The organism is Aquabacterium sp. A7-Y (assembly GCF_026153205.1).
In the GTDB taxonomy this organism is placed as follows: Bacteria; Pseudomonadota; Gammaproteobacteria; order Burkholderiales; family Burkholderiaceae_C; genus Caldimonas.
Window position 1 is genome coordinate 170939 of sequence record NZ_JAPFBW010000013.1, and the last position, 16401, is coordinate 187339.

Sequence of the window (16401 nt, forward strand, 5' to 3'; positions counted from 1 at the left end):
CTAGCCTCGCGCTCGCCGCAGCGCCGCAGCCTGGAGTGCATTTGAAACACGCCTTCGTCCGCCGCCGCTTCGCCTGGATCCCGCTGGCCCTCTGCGTGGCTCTGACCTTGCCGGCCGCGCCGGGGCTGACCCCGCCCGCTCAGGCCCAGAACAACCTCCCCGCCCTCGGCGACAGCGTCTCCGGGGAGTTCGGCGTCGGCGCCGAGCGGCAGCTCGGGGACCGCATCATGGAGCAGGTCCGGCGCGATCCGCAGTACCACGACGACCCGGTGCTGGGCGACTACCTGCAGTCCCTCTGGCAGCCGCTGCTGAGCGCGGCGCGCGCCCGCGGCGAGCTGTCGTCCGAGCTCGACGACCGCTTCGCCTGGCAGGCCTTCCTGGTGCGCGACCGCACCGTCAACGCCTTCGCGCTGCCGGGCGGTTTCGTCGGGGTCCATCTGGGGCTGATCGCGACCACCGCGAGCCGCGACGAAATCGCCTCGGTGCTGGCCCACGAACTCTCGCACGTCACCCAGCGCCACATCGCGCGCAGCCTCGTGAAGAGCAAGCAGCAGTCGCTGGTGGCGCTGGCCTCGATGATCGTCGGCATGCTGGCCGCGGCGCGCAGCCCGGAAGCCGCCAATGCCCTCATCACCGGCGGGCAGGCGGTCGCCCTGCAGGGCCAGCTCAACTTCTCGCGCGACATGGAGCGCGAAGCCGACCGCATCGGCTTCGGCGTGCTGGAGCAGGCCGGCTTCTCGCCGGCCGGCATGGCCAGCATGTTCGAGCGTCTGCAGCAAAGCTCGCGCCTCAACGACAGCGGCGCCTACCCCTACCTGCGCACCCACCCGCTCACCGGCGAGCGCATCGGCGAAGCCCGCGCGCGCAGCGCAGTGGCGGCCATCACCCCCTCGCGGGGCGGTCTGGAACACGCCTTGATGCAGGCGCGCGCCCGGGTGCAGATGGACACGCGGCCGGACGTGCTGCGCGAATGGATACGCCAGGCCGATCCGGCCTCCGACAAGCCGGCCGAGCGTCTGCTGGCCGAGGCCACCAAGGCCCAGGCCGCCACGCTGCTGCGCGACTGGGCCACTGCCGACGCCGCCTTCGCGCGGGCCGAGCCGCTCGCCAAGGGCGACAGCCGGGCCAGCCGCGGCCTTGCTTTTGTGCGAGCCGAGTCCTGGCTGGCACGCGGTGACACCGGCCGTGCCGAAGCGGCGCTGGCCGCTGTGCGCGGCGACGGCTCCAGAGCCAGCGAGCTGATGTCGGCCCGCGTCGCGCTGGCGTCGCCGGCCAACAGCCCGGCCCTGCGGCGTGCCACCGAGGAGTTGCAAACCTGGGTCGCGATGCACGGCGCCGACACCCAGGCCTGGGAGCTGCTTGCCGCCGCCTGGGAGCGCAGCGGCAAGCCCTTGCGTGCAGTGCAGGCTCAGGCCGAGGCGCGTTACACCGTGGGTGACCTGCAGGGCGCGATGGACCGGCTGAAGTCGGCCCAGAAGCTGGCGCGCGAGCCGGGCCAAGGCGATTTCATCGAGGCCTCGGTGATCGATGCGCGGCTGCGTCAGCTGCAAGCCCAGTGGCGCCAGCGCGTCAAGGAAGAAGCCGGGTCGTGAAGGACCGCGGCCGCTACTTGCGCTCGAACAGGCGATCGAGCGCGGCCTCGATCACGACACCCAGCACGGTGTAGAGGATGGAGCCGATCAGCGCGGCACCGAAGCCGGAGACGTTCAAGCCGTCCAGCAGGTTCGCCGCGAAGTAGAACATCAGCGCGTTGATGACGAAGAGGAAGAGCCCCAGGGTCAGCAGCGTGATCGGCAAGGTCAGCAAGGTGAGCACCGGGCGCACCACCGCGTTGAGCAGGCCGAGCACCAGGGCCGCGAGCAGCGCCGAGCCGAAGCTGCGCACCTCGACGCCCGGATAGAGCTGGGTCACCAGCAGCAGGGCCGCGGCGAGCAGGAACCAACGTGCCAGGATCTTCATGGCGCGGAGAATACCACCCGCGCTCCCGAAAGAAGCGGGCCGCGCGCCGCCGGCCGGCGCTCAGGGCCCCGCTTGCGGCCGCGGTCGAGCCCGCTCGGCCGTCCCGCGCGAGTCGTCCAGCTTGGGGCGGCGCACGTCGATGAGCCGGTCGGGCCGCAACTCGTCCATCAGTTCCTGCAAGGGACCCTTGGCGACCTGCGGCTCGGCGTCGACCCCGCGCTGTGCCAGCCAGGGCTGCATCTGCGAGAACAGCTTGGCGGCCCACTTGCTGCGCCAGTGCTCGCGCGAGCCGTGCGACATCCATTTGGACGCGCGGTGGGTCAGACGGGGCGCACAGGCCACCAGCACGCAACGGCCGCCCTGCACATCGCCCAGCCGGGCGGCCAGGTGCTGTTGCGCGTGAGCCGGGTCGTCCAACAACACGACGATCTTTTTCATGTCAGCCCCATCGTCAGCTTGTGAAGCCCCAGTCTGCCCCGTGTCCGTCCCGGGCGCAAAAGCCCCCGGGCTTGCCAGGACTTCGTGGCTGACCGAAAATCCGCGCTGTCAAAAGGGGAGTAGCACACGGTTCCCGCCGTGGCGGCATCCCGTCAGTACGGTCACTCCAGCCATGGAGCGCCCGGGACCCGCAAAGGCTCCGTCCGCCAGGACGCGGCCTCCCCCGCAAGACCTTTTGGCGCAATCCTTCCACCCACTTGGAGTTTCCATGGACAGCATTGCGCCCAACTGGCTTTGGGCATTTTTTGTCGTCTCCGTTCTGGCCGCCCTGTTCGTCGACTTCGTCGTGCTCCGGAAACAGGGCTCGCACGAGGTCTCGGTCAAGGAAGCGATCCATTGGTCGCTGGCCTGGCTGATGTTGAGCTTCGCCTTCAACGGCCTGTTCTGGTGGGCGCTCTACCAGGACCACGGCGCCGCGGTGGCCAACACGCGCGCGATGGAGTTCCTCACCGGCTACCTGATCGAGAAGTCGCTGGCGGTGGACAACATCTTCGTCTTCCTGATGATCTTCACCTACTTCGGGGTGCCGGCGGCCTTCCAGAAGCGGGTGCTGATGATGGGCATCATCGGCGCCATCGTGCTGCGCACGGTGATGATCCTGCTGGGCAGCTGGCTGATCAGCGAGTTCCACTGGCTGCTGTACGTCTTCGGCGCCTTCCTGCTGGCCACCGGCATCAAGATGTGGTGGGCCGCCGGCCAGGAGCCCGACCTGGAAAGCAACCCGGCGCTGCGGCTGCTGCGCCGGCTCATCCCGGTGTCCAAGGACTTCGACGGCGAAAAGTTCTTCACGCTGCAGCAGGGCCGCAGGCTGGCGACGCCGCTGCTGCTGGTGGTGCTGCTGGTGGGCGTGATCGACGTGATCTTCGCGGTCGACTCCATCCCGGCCATCTTCGCGATCACGACCGATCCCTTCATCGTGCTGACCTCGAACATCTTCGCGATCCTGGGTCTGCGCGCGATGTACTTCCTGCTGGCGGCGATGGCCACCAAGTTCCACCTGCTGAGCTATGGCCTGGCGGTCATCCTGGCCTTCATCGGCACCAAGATGCTGCTGATCGACGTGGTCAAGATCCCGGTGCTGCTGTCGCTCGCGGTGGTGGTCGGCATCCTGGCGGTCACGATGCTCTGGAGCGTGAAGACCGCCCCCAGGCTGCCCCAGGGTCACTGAACGGCCCCGGCCGCCGGCACGCGGCGGCAGGCCGTGCCGTCGGCGCGGAACAGGTGGACCGCGTCGGCCGGCGCACACAAGGTCAGCTCGGCACCGACCTCCGGGGCGGCGCCGAGCAGCTTGGCCACGACGAGGCTGTCCTCGCACATCAGGCGCACGTGCACCAGGCAGCAGTCGCCCAGGTACTCCACCAGCTCGGCGCGGCCGCGCCAGCGCAGGCCCGCTCCCTCCTTCGGGCCCAGGCTCAGGTGCTCGGGCCGCACGCCGACCTCGACGGTCTCGCCCACGGTCAGCGCCGACCCGTCCACCGCGGCCTCGCCCTGCGGGCCACGCGGGCAGAGCCAGTGCACCTCGCGGTCGCTGACATGCAGCACGCGCGCGGGCAGCAGGTTCATTGCCGGCGTGCCGATGAAACGTGCGACAAAACGGTTGGCCGGCCGCTGGTACAGCTCCAGCGGCGCGCCGGCCTGCTGGATGCGGCCTTCGTGCAGCACCACGATCTTGTCGCCCAAGGTCATGGCCTCGACCTGGTCGTGTGTCACGTAGACGATGGTCACGCCCAGCTCGCGGTGCAGCCGGGCGATCTCCACGCGGGTGGCGACGCGCAGCGCCGCATCGAGGTTGGACAGCGGCTCGTCGAACAGGAACAGCTCGGGCTGGCGCACGATGGCCCGGCCGATCGCGACACGCTGGCGCTGCCCGCCCGAGAGGTCGCGCGGCAGGCGGTGCAGCAGGTGGTCGATGTGCAGCACCCGGGCCGCTTCGCGGATGCGGCGGTCGGCCTCGGCCCGGCTGCCGACACGCCGCCCCAGCCCGAAGGCCATGTTGCGGTAGACCGTCATGTGCGGGTAGAGCGCATAGGACTGGAACACCATCGCGATGCCGCGCTGCGCCGGCGGCAACTCGTTGACGCGCCGGCCGGCGATGCGCAGCTCGCCCTCGCTGATGTCCTCCAGCCCGCTGAGCATTCTCAGCAGGGTGGACTTGCCGCAGCCCGAGGGCCCCACCAGCACGACAAACTCGCCTTTTTCTATCGTCAGGTCCACCCCCTGCAGCACGGCCTGCTGTGCACCGTAGCGCTTGGTGATGCCGTCGAGCGTGACTTGTGCCATGGTCGATCTCCTCCGTGTATTACTTGACTGCCCCGGCCGTGATGCCGCGAATGAGTTGACGCGAAAACAGCGCATAGATCACCAGCACCGGCACGATCGCCAGCGTCAGCGAGGCCAGCACCGCGTTCCAGTCGGTGGCGTACTGGCCGATGAACTGCTGCACCCCCAGCGTGATGGTCTGGGTGCTGTCACCGGGTGCCAGGATGAGCGGGAACCACAGGTCGTTCCAGATCGGCACCATCGTGAACACGCCCACCGTCGCGACGGCCGGGCGCACCAGCGGCAGCACCACCTGGAAGAAGATCCTGAATTCGCCCACGCCGTCGCAGCGCGCGGCATCCTTCAGGTCCTGCGGGATCTGGGCGATGAACTCGCTGAGGATGAACACCGCCAGCGGCAGCCCCTGGGCGGTGTAGACCAGCACCAGGGCGGTCAGCGTGTTGACCAGGTCGAGCTGGACCATCAACTGGAGAATGCTGACGGTGCCGAGCCGGATGGGCACCATGATGCCGAAGGCGAGGTAGAGCGTGAGCCAGCGCCGCGCCTTGAAGCGGTACTCGGTCAGCGCCCAGGCGGCCATCGCGCCGAACAGCAGGATCAGCACCAGCGAGGCCACCGTGACCGCCAGGCTGTTGCCGAAAAACAGCGGCACCGCGGACTTGGACAGCACCCGCTCGAAGCCGATCACCGACCAGGTCTCGGGCGTCGGCAGGGCCAGCGGGTTCTCGAAGATGGCCGGGCGGCTCTTGAAGGCGTTGATCAGCACCAGCGCGATCGGGAACAGCGCCAGCAGGGTGTAGCCGCCGAGCACGGCGTGCACCATGCCCGAACGCAAGCGAGGAAGAGCGGGCTTGTTCATTGCCGGCCTCAGAAGGTGTAGCGCTGCAGCCGGCGCTGCACCGCGTAGAAGTAGACCGCCACGCCGCTCAGGATGACGCCGAACATCAGCGTCGCCACCGCCGCGCCCATCGTCGGGCTGCCCACCTGGGATTGATAGCCGAAGAAGGTGCGATAGAAAAAGGTGCCGAGGATGTCGGTGCTGTAGTTGGGCCCGGCCACCGCGCCCTTGACCGCGTAGACCAGGTCGAAGGCATTGAAGTTGGCGACGAAGGTCAGGATGGTCACCAACCCCAGGGTCGGCAGGATCAGCGGCAGCCGGATCGACCAGAACACGCGCCAGGGGCTGGCGCCGTCGACCACGGCGGCCTCGACGATCTCCTCGGGGATCGCGATCAGCGCCGCGTAGATCAGCATCATCGGGATGCCGACGAACTGCCACACCGACACCAGCGAGAGCGTCACCAGCGCGCTGCCTTCCTCGCCCAGCCAGGGCCTGAACCAGCCCTGCAGCCCGACCCAGCCCAGCATGGTTTCCGCCACGCCCCACAGCGGAGAAAGAATCAGCTGCCAGACGAAGCCGATGATCACCACCGACAGCAGCGTGGGCAGGAACAGCACCGTGCGGTAGGCCCCCGCCCCCTTGACGCCGCGCAGCGACAGCAAGGCCGCCAGCAGCAGGCCGATCGGGTTCTGCGCCGCCATGTGGATCAGGAAAAACTCGACGTTGTTGCGCATCGCATTCCAGAACCCGGCCGACCACCGCGGGTCGGTCAGCAGGGTGTGGAAGTTGGCGAGGCCCGCGAAGTGCCGGGCGCCGCTGTCGTCGGTGACGTAGAGGCCGAGGCGCAGGGTGTCGATCAGCGGCAGGGCGCTGAAGACCGTGTAGATGGCCAGGGCAGGCAGCAGGAAGGCCGCCACCTGCCAGGGGGAGACTCGGTTCATGACGAGGTGCCCTCCGGGCCTGTCACTTCTGCGGTCCGTACCACTTGGCGAAGCCGGCCTGCATGCGCTCGGCCGCCTGCTTCGGGGTCATCTTGCCGTTGAGCACCTGGCTGTCGACGTTCCAGAACTCGGTTTCCATGTTGGGCTCGCCGCGGTTCATCACCTGGGCATTGAGCCGGATGGTCGAGCTGCAGCTCTTGCGCCAGTCCATCATCTGCTTGGCCACCGGGTCCTTCACCGCGATCAGGTGGTTGGACAGCGAGAAAAAGCCGGTCACGCGGTTGGTGTAAAGGTCGGCGAACTCCTGCGAGCCCAGCCAGGCCAGGAACTTGTAGGCGTCCTCCTTGTTCTTGGACTTGCTGTTCACGCCCATGCCGATGTCGGTGTGGTCGGAGATGTGGCATCGCGCGCCGGCGTCGGGCACCGGCGGCGGGAAGGCGGCGAAGTCCAGCCCGCCCTGCTGGCGGAAGTAGGCGATGTCCCAGGAGCCGGCCGGGAAGATCGCGGCCCGCCCGAGCGCGAACAGGTTCTGCGAATCGGCATAGGTCTGCGAGGAGGCGCCCTTGCCGAGGTAGGGGGTCCACTTCGCCATGGTGTCCCAGACCCCGACGAACTCGGCGTCGGTGAATTTCTTCTTGCCGTCCAGCAGTGCCTTGCGGCCTTCCTCGCCTTTCCAGTAGTTCGGGCCGATGCCGGTGTAGACGATCTGGTGCGATTCCCACTGGTCGGCGGTGCCCAGTGCCAGCGGGGTGTACTTGCCGCTGGCCTTCACCGCGTCCAGCACCTTGAAGAACTCCTGCTGCGTGACCGGCGGCTTGAGCTTGAGCTCGTTGAAGATCTTCTTGTTGTAGAAGAAGCCGTGGATCACCGAGGCCATCGGCATGCAGTAGGTGTCGCGGCCGTCATCGGTCTGCCAGGCGACCTTCGCGGAGTCCGGGAAGTTTTCCATGCCGGGCTTGCCGTCGAGCTTCTCCAGCTGGCCCTTCTTGTACAGGTTGAGCGACACATCGAAGGCGCGGCAGGTGATCAGGTCGCCCGCCGTGCCGGCGGTGACACGCGCCGTCAGGCTGGAGTCGTATTCGGTCGGCGCGGTGGGCGCGAACTTGACCGTCACGCCCGGGTGCTTGCGCTGGAAGGCCGGGATGATCTCTTCCTCCCACAGCGTCTTGTCGTCGACGCGCCAGCTCTCGATCACCACCGTGCCGGCCTGGGCGGCGCAAGTCAGGGCGAGGGCGGAGGCCAGCAGCGCGGGGCGCGCCGTGCGGGGCAGGGCTTTCATGTTCGTCTCCTTGGGTGGGTCTCGGGTCGTTCCCGCGCCGTCGCTTCGAGGCGCGGGGTGGACCTTATCGATGCGGTCCATGTGACACAAACAGGAGGCGCGGCCCTGTGGGCGAGGGCCGAAAACCGCTTGGCGACTGGCTTGGCCGGCGAGGGCGCGAGCGGCCGGCGTTACGCAACTTTACGTTGGAGGAGCCGCCAGGGCGGCCTGTCCGCCGGCCGTCTTGCCTCGTCGGCCGCTCATGACCAGCGTGCAAAACCCAAGGGCGCGGGTGCGGCCGCCGGCTTACGATAAATCACCAAAGCCGGACACTTCTTTCACAGACTTCGCCCCATGGTTTCGACGGCCCCGCCATCCGCCCCCCACCGCTGCCGCAGGCGCCTGCTGGCTGCCGCACTGCTGGCCGCGGCCGGCAGCACGGCGGCGGCGCCGCCGGCCGCGATCCCCGAGCCGGCGCCGCCGCAGGCGCTGGACGTGCTGCACTGGTGGACCTCGGTGAGCGAGCGCCGTGCGGCCGATCATCTCGACGCGCGCCTGGCCGATGTCGGCATCCAGTGGCGCGACAGCCCGATCGCGGGCGGTGCCGGCATGGCGGCCGCCAAGGTCATGAAGGGCCGACTGCTGAGCGGGCGGCCGCCGGCCGTGTCACAGCTGATCGGCGCGGTGCTGCGCGATTGGGCCGACCTCGGGCTGGTGCTGGAGCTCGACGCGGTGGCGCGCCAGGGCGAGTGGAGCCGGCTGCTGTTCCCGGCGGTGCAGAGCCACGTGATCCACCGCGGCCATGTCGTGGCCGCGCCGCTGGGCGTGCACCGCATCAACCTGCTGCTCTACAACCGCCGTCTCTTCACGCGCCTGAAGCTGGCCCCGCCCAAGGACTGGGCCGCGGCCGAGCAAGCCGCGCTGGCACTGCGCAAGGCCGGCTACGCGCCGGTGGCCTGGAGCGACGAGCCCTGGCAAGTGGCCACCGTCTTCGAGGCCCTGCTGCTGTCCGAGGGCGGCCCGAGGCTCTACCAGCAGTTGATCGTCTCCCGCGAGCCCGAGGCTTATGCCGAGGCTGCCGTGGGGCGCGCGCTGGAACGGCTGCGCTGGTGGCGCGCGCTCGGCTCGGCCGGTGAGCGCCCCTGGACCGAGGCGGCCCGCGAGGTCGCGCACGACCGCGCCGGCATGCTGATCATGGGCGACTGGGCCAAGGGCGAGCTGATCGCGCTGGGCTCGGAGTTGGGCGAGAGCTTCGACTGCCTGCCGGTGCCCGGCACCGCCGGCAGCCACCTCTACAGCATCGACACCCTCGCCATGCTGACCGGCGACTACTCCCGCCAGGCCGCGCAGGAGCGCATGGCCGCCCATCTCTTCAGCCTGCCGGTGCAGCAGGGCTACAACCGCCTCAAGGGGTCGGTGCCGGTGCGTCGCGACATCGACCCGCTGGGCCTGGACAGCTGCGCGCGCGATTCCTGGCAGACCTTCGCCAACCCGAGTGCGCCGCGCCTGCCCAGCCTGGCCCACCGCATGGCCGCCGACGAGGCCTTGAAAGACGCCCTGATCGCCGCCGTGCACCGCTACGCCGTCGACGAGCGCCAGGACACCGAGGCGACCCAGCGCCGCCTTGCGACCCTGGTGCGCGCGCTGCACAAGCCCACGCCTGCCGCCCCCCGATGAAACGCACCATCCTCGTGGTCGACGACGACCAGAAGATCCGCAGCCTGCTCAAGACCTATCTGGAGAAAAACCAGTACGAGGTGCGGCTCGCGCACGACGGCGTCAGCTTCCTGTCGGAGTTCGAACGCTTTCGCGACGAGCTGAGCCTGTGCGTGCTCGACGTGATGCTGCCCGACACCGACGGCTTCGCGCTGTGCCAGCAGGTGCGGCGGCGCTCCGAGGTACCGGTCATCATGCTGACCGCCAGCGCCGACGAGACCGACCGGGTGGTCGGCCTGGAGCTGGGCGCCGACGACTACATCGGCAAGCCCTTCAGCCCGCGCGAGCTGCTGGCCCGCATCAAGGCGATCCACCGCCGCACCGGGCTGGAGCGGGGCAGCCCGCCGCGCTATTACCGCTTCCACGGCTTCGTACTCGACGCCCTGGAACGCGCCCTGATCGCCCCCGACGGCAGCAGCTCGGACCTGACCGGCATGGATTACCAACTGCTCAAGCTGTTCCTCGACCATCCCGGCGAGGTGCTGGACCGCAACCGGCTCGCCGAGGCCACCCGCGGCCGGGACCTCGGTCCGCTCGACCGCGCCCTGGACGTGCAGGTCAGCCGCCTGCGCCAGCGCCTTCACGACGACGGCAAGCAGCCCAGCCTGATCAAGACGGTGCGCGGCATCGGCTACGTGCTCAGCACCACGGTGGAGGTTGGCGCGTGAGGGCGGCGGTCGAGACCGCGATCGAAGCCGACCCGGGCGACGACAGCGAACACGCCGCCCTGCCGGGCGAAGCCGGCGCGACCCGGCCGGCCTGGCGTCGCTGGCTGACCTGGCGCCGCCTCGGCGACTTGTTCGGCAACACGCTGCAAGGCCGCTTTTCGCTGGTGATGGTGGTCGGCGTGCTGCTGGCCCAGCTGGCGACCAACCTGCTGTGGGCGCAGCAGCTGCGGACGCGGGCCCGGGCCGAGGCGGAACAGGCGGCCCACCACGTGGCGATCGGCGCGGCCGGCGCGATCCGCTCCTTCCGCGATCTGCCGGTGAACTTCCGCCCGCTGCTGATCGAGCAGCTGCGCAGCATGGGCGGCACGCGATTTTTCGTCTTCGTGAACCGCGAGCCGGTCAAGGTGGACCCGGTGCAGGGCGAGCCGCTGGCCCAGCTGGTGGCCCGCACGATGGCGCAGACCCTGCAGCAGCAGGCCCCGGTGGACGGCAACGTGCAGGTGGCACTGGCCTGGCCGCACGACCTGCACGTCTCGCCCGACGGCGTGAACCTGCAGGACCTGCCCGAGGGCTGGATCGACAGCACCCTGCTGTCGCCGTCGCGCCCGGCCCCCATCGTCGTGATCCAGGCCGAGATCGAGGCCGGCAGCTGGCTCTACCTGGCTTCGGCCATGCCCGACCCCTACTTCCTGGAGAACGCCAACCCCTATGCCTTCGACCGCCTGCTGCCGCAGGTGATCACCCTGGGCGCGGTGCTGCTGCTGTCGATCGCCGTGGTGCGCACGCTGACGCGACCGCTGGCCCGCCTGGGCCGCGCCGCGACGGCCTTCGGCAAGGGCATCAGCGCCGACCCGCTGCCGGTCGCCGGCACGCGCGAGGTGCAGCGCACCATCCGCGCCTTCAATGACATGCAGGAGCGCATCCAGCGCTACCTGATGGACCGCGAGCGCCTGTTCGCGACCATCTCGCACGACCTGCGCACGCCCATCACGCGGCTCAAGCTGCGCACCGAGCTGCTCGACGACGAGGCCCTGCAAGCCGATTTCCACGAGGACCTCGACGACCTCGACATGATGGTCAAGGGCGCGCTGCAAAGCGTGAAGGACACCGACATCCACGAAAACCAGGTGCTGCTGCGGCTCGACCAGCTGCTGGAGCGCCTGGCCCGCGACGCCCGCATGGCGGGCCGCGAAGTGAGCCTGGAAGCCGAGCCGTTGACGGTGCGGGTCAAGCCGCTGGCGCTCAAGCGCGCGCTCACCAACCTGCTGGACAACGCGCTGCAATACGGCGAGCGGGCCGACATCCGGCTGGTCAGCGGACCGGAGCGGGTCACCCTCACCCTCCGCGACCACGGCCCCGGCGTCCCCGAGGCCGCGCTTGACAAGCTCGGGCAGCCCTATGTCCGCCTCGAGCACGGCCGCCGCACGCGTCGCGAAGGCATGGGCCTGGGCCTGGGCATCGCCCGCAATGTGGTGCATGCGCACGGCGGCCAGCTGCGCCTGTCCAACCACCCGGAAGGCGGCCTGGTGGCGACCGTGCTGCTGCCTTTGGCCTGAGCCTCCTGCACCTGTCGGCGCCTGGAGTCTTCACCGCGCGATTGTTGCGAAACCGCCTCACCGGGCGCTCTCGCGCACGGAAATTGCTCCCTTTTTGCCTTGGCTCAAATACGAATTGTTATCATTAGCGTGTTGACCGCTTCGTCCAGCCAGCTTACGGCGCGCGATTTTTCGCGCGCTTTTTTGTGCCAGCCAAGGCCTGCCCGGTCGCTTGTTTCCATACCCAATCGGAGCTGAGACATGTCCCGTCGCAAACCCTTGCCGCGTTATGCGCGGCCCTCCCTGGCCGCATCCTCTCCCCGCGCCGAGCGCAAGACGCTGGCCGCGCTGGCCCCCCTGGGCGCGCTCGCCTGCGGCTTCGGCTTCGCCAGCCTGGCGATGGCGCAAAACGCCGAGCCGGCCGCCGAGCCCAAGCAGACCTCGCTGCCCCAGCTGACCGTCAAGGGCACCGCCGAGCGCACCGGCAAGGAAAGCTACCAGGCCACCACCACGACGGCCGGCAAGGGCAAGCAGGAACTGCGCGACGTCCCGCAGTCGGTCACCGTGGTGACCGAGAAGCTGATGGACGACAAGAACTACGACACCCTGAAGGCAGCGATGCACACCGTCACCGGCATCGCCTTCGAGGCGGGCGAGGGCGGCGCCATCGGCGACCTGATCCGCATCCGCGGCTTCTCGGCGCGCGGCGACATCTTCCAGGACGGCATGCGCGACATCGCGCAGTACAACCGCGACACTTTCAACCAGGACCGCATCGAGGTGCTGCGCGGCTCGGCCTCCATGCTGTACGGGCGCGGCTCGACCGGCGGCATCATCAACCAGGTCAGCAAGCAGCCCATCCTGATGGACCAGCACTCGGTGGAATTCACCGCGGGCACGGACGACTACTACCGCCTGACCGGCGACTTCAACCTGAAGACGGGTGAAGACGCGGCGCTGCGCATCAACGTGATGAAGACGGACGCCAAGAGCTTCCGCAACGGCCCAGAGACCGACCGCCAGGGCATCGCGCCGACCTACCGCTGGGGCATCGGCACGGCCAACGAGTTCTCGGTGGGCTTCTACCACCTGAGCTACGACGACGTGCCCGACTACGGCTTCCGCTGGCTCAACGGCCGCCCGGTCGAAGCGGCGGTGGACCGCTGGTACGGCTTCGAGTCCGACTACCAGAAGGACTCGGCCAACTACGGCTTCCTCAGCTGGCTGCACCGCTTTGACAACGGCGGCGAGATCAAGACGACGTATCGGGACGGGCGCTACAAGCGGGACCTGTGGTCCACGACAGCGGGCTTCGGCGCTCCGCTCGCCTCCGAGGATGAGATCACCGACGCGACACCGATCACGCTCGGCGGTCCCACGCGCGGGGCCAAGGACCGCCATCGTTTCCTGCAGACCGACTACACCGGCAAGGCCGACTGGTTCGGCTACAAGCACAACCTGCTGGCAGGTGCCGAGTACACCCGGGAGGAAACGACCACCTTCACCTACTCCGGCACACCGCCCAAGGGAGCGGCGACCTGGGGTGACACCGGTCCCTTCGCGGGCGTCCCGGACACCCGGGTCAAGGCGCGCGCCACCGAGTTCAGCTCCAACACGGTGGGCGTCTACGTGCAGGACGTGATGGAGCTGACCCCGGTCTGGAAGCTGCTGGCCGGCCTGCGCTTCGACCGCTTCTCGGGCGATTACGAGCGCCTGGTGGGCGGACCGCTGTCGCGCACCGACGAGATGTGGAGCCACCGCATCGGCGCGATGTACCAGCCGAGCCTGAGCTCCAGCTACTACATCTCCGCCGGCACCTCGTTCAACGCTTCCGGCGACCTTTATCAGTTTGACGGGCGCACCCCCGAAGACCAGGCGAAGTCGGCCAACACCCCGCCGGAGAAGAGCCGCAATTTCGAGATCGGCGCCAAGTGGGATCTCTATGACGGCAACCTCTCCCTGCGCACCGCGCTGTTCCGTACCGTGAAGTACAACGAGCGCAACACCGACGTCGAGCAGGCCCTGGATGCCTACGTGCTGAGCGGCAAGCGGCACACCGACGGGATCGAATTCGAAGCGGCCGGCCGCCCCCTGCCGGCCCTCGAGATCTTCGGTGGCGTCGCCTACATGCGCGGCAAGATCGACAAGCCGGGCAGCTCCACCAACGCGGCCCTGACGGTCGGCAAGGACAGCGGCCTGACGCCGCGCTGGACCGGCAACATCTGGGCCACCTACCGCCTGACCCCGAAATGGCGCGTCGGCATCGGGGCCGACGGCATGAGCGATCGGGTTCCCGCCTCCGGCGAGGCGCCCAATCTGCAGACCGGCATCACCAACCGCGCCCCCGGCTACGTCAAGGCCGACGCGATGGTCGAATACGATGCCGGCCCCTACAGCGTCAAGCTCAACCTCATCAACCTGGCCGACAAGGTCTACGCCGACGGCCTCTACCGCGGCTTCACCGTCCCGGGCCAGACCCGCGCGGCCCAGCTCACGCTGGCTGCCAAGTTCTGAGCCCACGCCGCCCCGGGCACTCCGGGGCGCGTGTCATGCTCCGGGGTGGCCATGCCACCCCGTTTTTCTTTTGGAGAGATTCATCATGCTGCTGCGCATCCCCGAGGTCCTGAGCCGCGACGAAGTGCGCCACGCCCTCGAAGTGCTGGCCCAGGCGCGCTGGGACGACGGCCGCGTCACCGCCGGCACCCAGTCGGCGCAGGTCAAGAACAACCGCCAGCTGCCCCAGGACCACCCGGTCACGCGCCAGCTGCAGGGGCTGGTGATGGCCGGGCTGCAGCGCAGCAAGCTGTTTTTCACCGCGGCACTGCCGCGCCACGTCTTCCCGCCCCTGTTCAACCGCTACGCCGGCGCGGCCAATGCCTTCGGCAACCACATCGACAACGCGGTGCGCTTCCTGCACGACGGCAGTGGCGAGCGGGTGCGCACCGACGTCTCCTGCACCCTGTTCCTGACCGACCCGGCGGACTACGACGGCGGCGAGCTGGTCATCGAGGACACCTTCGGCACCCAGTCGGTCCGGCTTCCGGCCGGCGACATGGTGATCTATCCGGCTTCCAGCGTGCACCGCGTCGAGCCGGTCACCCGCGGCGAGCGCCTCGCCAGCTTCTTCTGGGTGCAGAGCATGGTGCGCAGCGACGAGCAGCGCCGGCTGCTGTTCGACCTCGACATGAGTCTGCTCAAGCTGCGCGAGGAGCACGGGGACACGCCGGCCGTGGTGCGCCTGACCGGCCTCTACCACAACCTTCTGCGCATGTGGTCGGACGTCTGAGACCGACCGGAGGGGCCGCGGGGGCCACCCGCGCGCCTCACCTCAATGGGGCACCGGGTCGCGGCGCGCCCAGCTCTCAGGCAGCCGATCGAGCACCTGGCGCGGGTCGAGCGAGCCGATCGGCACGTTCAGGTCGGTGGGGATGAGGCCGCGCGCCTGCAGCGCCAGGTAGCGCAGCGCCGTGACGCGCAGGAAGGAGGCAAAGTTGCCGACCTCCCCGCGCTGGCCCACCAGCTCGTCGTAGAGCCGCTCCAGCAGCTGGGCCACGCTCATGCCGTCGCGCTGGCCGATCTCGCCCAGCACCTCCCAGTAGAGGTTCTCCAGCCGGATGCTGGTGACCACGCCGTGCAGCCGCACGGAACGGGTCCGGCACTCATAGGACTGCGGGGGGGCACTGATGAAGATCTCGCACATGGCCTGCTCTGTCGGTCTCGCTCGGGGGCCCTCACGATACCGGGTGGCTGGCGTGCTGAAAAGCGGGCGCGCCCACGGCGCGGGTATCCGGTGCGTCGCGCGGCCGGCGAGGCAGCCGCGCAGGGCCGCCCTCAGGCCTCGATGCGCGTGCCCAGCAGCGCGAGGAACTGTGCCAGCCACGCCGGGTGCGCGGGCCAGGCGGGGGCCGTGACCAGCTGGCCGTCGGTGATGGCCTGGTCCACCGGGAGCTGCGCGAAGCTGCCGCCGGCCAGCTCGACCTCGGCGGCGCAGGCCGGGTAGGCCGAGACACGCTTGCCGCGCAGCACGCCCGCGGCCGCGAGCAGCTGCGGCCCGTGGCAGACCGCTGCGATCGGCTTGCCCGCCTTCGCGAAGTGCTGCACGCAGGCGATCACCTTGTCGTTCATGCGGAGGTACTCGGGCGCGCGGCCGCCCGGCACCAGCAGCGCGTCGTAGTCCTCGGCGCGCACCTCGTCGAAGGCGGCGTTCAGCACGAAGCGGTGGCCGGGTTTCTCGGAGTAGGTCTGGTAGCCGTCGAAGTCGTGGATCGCCGTCATCACCCACTCGCCGGCCTTCTTGTCCGGACACACCGCGTGCACCGTGTGGCCCACCATCGTGAGGGCCTGGAAGGGCACCATCGTCTCGTAGTCCTCGCCGAAATCGCCGACGAGCATGAGGATCTTCTTCGCCATGACAGTCTCCTGTGTAGAGGGGAGGGCCCGGCCTCGGGCAGCCTCGCGCCCATTGTCGAAAGGCTCGCTGGGCAGTGGGTAGTAGCGGGCTACTGCCTCTCGATGGCCTCTCTGCAGAGGCCTCCAGCGACATGCATCGCGCCCTCTGACGCATGGAGTGATGTCGGGCCGCGACAAAACCGCATGCGGCCTGGGCCAAACGCTTGATTTCCCTGGGAAACCTGCTTCTCAATGCAGCACTCTCGCAGTACCATTCGCGACGCGGGTGTTTGGTAGAGAACGAGGGCTCATGCGG

General features: G+C 69.0%; 15 protein-coding genes. 7 read left to right on the forward strand and 8 right to left on the reverse strand.

All coding sequences use genetic code 11. The annotated features are described in order from the left end of the window. The first annotated feature begins 35 nt into the window (after positions 1-35). Positions 36-1592 carry a M48 family metalloprotease gene (locus OOT46_RS14125; protein WP_416136193.1) on the forward strand — a complete coding sequence of 519 codons (1557 nt, stop codon included), beginning with the start codon at positions 36-38 and terminating at the stop codon, positions 1590-1592. Between the two features lie 13 nt (positions 1593-1605). Here the strand turns inward: OOT46_RS14125 and OOT46_RS14130 are convergent, their stop codons facing one another. Together OOT46_RS14130 and OOT46_RS14135 are read right to left on the reverse strand one after the other, a co-directional pair. After that, positions 1606-1959, reverse strand: coding sequence for a phage holin family protein (locus OOT46_RS14130; protein ID WP_265404247.1), 354 nt, complete (start codon positions 1957-1959; stop codon positions 1606-1608). A gap of 60 nt (positions 1960-2019) precedes the next feature. Further along, positions 2020-2397: a hypothetical protein gene (locus tag OOT46_RS14135; RefSeq protein WP_265404248.1), complete on the reverse strand. Its 378-nt coding sequence runs from the start codon at positions 2395-2397 to the stop codon at positions 2020-2022. A gap of 268 nt (positions 2398-2665) precedes the next feature. Here OOT46_RS14135 and OOT46_RS14140 point away from each other — a divergent pair, with 268 nt between their 5' ends. Next, on the forward strand, positions 2666-3625 hold the full coding sequence (locus OOT46_RS14140; protein ID WP_265404249.1) for a TerC family protein: 960 nt from the start codon (positions 2666-2668) through the stop codon (positions 3623-3625). Here OOT46_RS14140 and OOT46_RS14145 read toward each other — a convergent pair. The 4 genes from OOT46_RS14145 to OOT46_RS14160 are packed head-to-tail and all read right to left on the reverse strand — an operon-like array spanning position 3619 to position 7798. After that, entirely contained in the window at positions 3619-4737 is a 1119-nt protein-coding gene (locus tag OOT46_RS14145) for an ABC transporter ATP-binding protein (protein WP_265404250.1), read from the reverse strand. The two genes, OOT46_RS14140 and OOT46_RS14145, sit on opposite strands and share 7 nt — an antisense overlap. Before the next feature lie 19 nt (positions 4738-4756). After that, entirely contained in the window at positions 4757-5596 is an 840-nt protein-coding gene (locus tag OOT46_RS14150; RefSeq protein WP_265404251.1) for a carbohydrate ABC transporter permease, read from the reverse strand. 8 nt (positions 5597-5604) lie between these two features. Beyond that, complete coding sequence (locus OOT46_RS14155) at positions 5605-6519, reverse strand: carbohydrate ABC transporter permease (protein ID WP_265404252.1); 915 nt, start codon at positions 6517-6519, stop codon at positions 5605-5607. A 22-nt stretch (positions 6520-6541) separates the two neighbouring features. Beyond that, positions 6542-7798 carry an ABC transporter substrate-binding protein gene (locus OOT46_RS14160; RefSeq protein WP_265404253.1) on the reverse strand — a complete coding sequence of 419 codons (1257 nt, stop codon included), beginning with the start codon at positions 7796-7798 and terminating at the stop codon, positions 6542-6544. A 333-nt stretch (positions 7799-8131) separates the two neighbouring features. Between OOT46_RS14160 and OOT46_RS14165 the strand changes: the two genes are divergently transcribed. The 5 genes from OOT46_RS14165 to OOT46_RS14185 all read left to right on the forward strand — a co-directional run bounded on the left by OOT46_RS14165 (position 8132) and on the right by OOT46_RS14185 (position 14982). After that, entirely contained in the window at positions 8132-9454 is a 1323-nt protein-coding gene (locus OOT46_RS14165; protein ID WP_265404254.1) for an ABC transporter substrate-binding protein, read from the forward strand. Beyond that, positions 9451-10161, forward strand: a complete 711-nt coding sequence (locus OOT46_RS14170; RefSeq protein ID WP_265404255.1) for a response regulator — start codon at positions 9451-9453, stop codon at positions 10159-10161. Before OOT46_RS14165 ends, OOT46_RS14170 begins: the two co-directional genes overlap by 4 nt. Further along, the gene (locus OOT46_RS14175; protein ID WP_265404256.1) at positions 10158-11717 is read left to right on the forward strand and encodes an ATP-binding protein; all 1560 of its coding nucleotides are present in this window, start codon (positions 10158-10160) and stop codon (positions 11715-11717) included. Before OOT46_RS14170 ends, OOT46_RS14175 begins: the two co-directional genes overlap by 4 nt. Positions 11718-11957: 240 nt before the next feature. Beyond that, positions 11958-14210: a TonB-dependent receptor gene (locus OOT46_RS14180; RefSeq protein ID WP_265404257.1), complete on the forward strand. Its 2253-nt coding sequence runs from the start codon at positions 11958-11960 to the stop codon at positions 14208-14210. Positions 14211-14295: 85 nt separating this feature from the next. Next, on the forward strand, positions 14296-14982 hold the full coding sequence (locus tag OOT46_RS14185) for a Fe2+-dependent dioxygenase (protein ID WP_265404258.1): 687 nt from the start codon (positions 14296-14298) through the stop codon (positions 14980-14982). Between the two features lie 42 nt (positions 14983-15024). Here the strand turns inward: OOT46_RS14185 and OOT46_RS14190 are convergent, their stop codons facing one another. Next, positions 15025-15396, reverse strand: a complete 372-nt coding sequence (locus tag OOT46_RS14190; protein WP_265404259.1) for a ribbon-helix-helix domain-containing protein — start codon at positions 15394-15396, stop codon at positions 15025-15027. 131 nt (positions 15397-15527) lie between these two features. After that, positions 15528-16106, reverse strand: a complete 579-nt coding sequence (locus OOT46_RS14195) for a DJ-1/PfpI family protein (RefSeq protein WP_265404260.1) — start codon at positions 16104-16106, stop codon at positions 15528-15530. Between the last annotated feature and the right edge of the window lie 295 nt (positions 16107-16401).

Coding starts and splice junctions, on each gene's coding strand:
- OOT46_RS14145 (WP_265404250.1), bottom strand. CDS start 4,737: ATGGCACAAGTCACGCTCGACGGCATCACCAAGCGCTACGGTGCACAG.
- OOT46_RS14130 (WP_265404247.1), bottom strand. CDS start 1,959: ATGAAGATCCTGGCACGTTGGTTCCTGCTCGCCGCGGCCCTGCTGCTG.
- OOT46_RS14165 (WP_265404254.1), top strand. CDS start 8,132: ATGGTTTCGACGGCCCCGCCATCCGCCCCCCACCGCTGCCGCAGGCGC.
- OOT46_RS14170 (WP_265404255.1), top strand. CDS start 9,451: ATGAAACGCACCATCCTCGTGGTCGACGACGACCAGAAGATCCGCAGC.
- OOT46_RS14180 (WP_265404257.1), top strand. CDS start 11,958: ATGTCCCGTCGCAAACCCTTGCCGCGTTATGCGCGGCCCTCCCTGGCC.
- OOT46_RS14190 (WP_265404259.1), bottom strand. CDS start 15,396: ATGTGCGAGATCTTCATCAGTGCCCCCCCGCAGTCCTATGAGTGCCGG.
- OOT46_RS14135 (WP_265404248.1), bottom strand. CDS start 2,397: ATGAAAAAGATCGTCGTGTTGTTGGACGACCCGGCTCACGCGCAACAG.
- OOT46_RS14150 (WP_265404251.1), bottom strand. CDS start 5,596: ATGAACAAGCCCGCTCTTCCTCGCTTGCGTTCGGGCATGGTGCACGCC.
- OOT46_RS14140 (WP_265404249.1), top strand. CDS start 2,666: ATGGACAGCATTGCGCCCAACTGGCTTTGGGCATTTTTTGTCGTCTCC.
- OOT46_RS14160 (WP_265404253.1), bottom strand. CDS start 7,798: ATGAAAGCCCTGCCCCGCACGGCGCGCCCCGCGCTGCTGGCCTCCGCC.
- OOT46_RS14195 (WP_265404260.1), bottom strand. CDS start 16,106: ATGGCGAAGAAGATCCTCATGCTCGTCGGCGATTTCGGCGAGGACTAC.
- OOT46_RS14185 (WP_265404258.1), top strand. CDS start 14,296: ATGCTGCTGCGCATCCCCGAGGTCCTGAGCCGCGACGAAGTGCGCCAC.
- OOT46_RS14155 (WP_265404252.1), bottom strand. CDS start 6,519: ATGAACCGAGTCTCCCCCTGGCAGGTGGCGGCCTTCCTGCTGCCTGCC.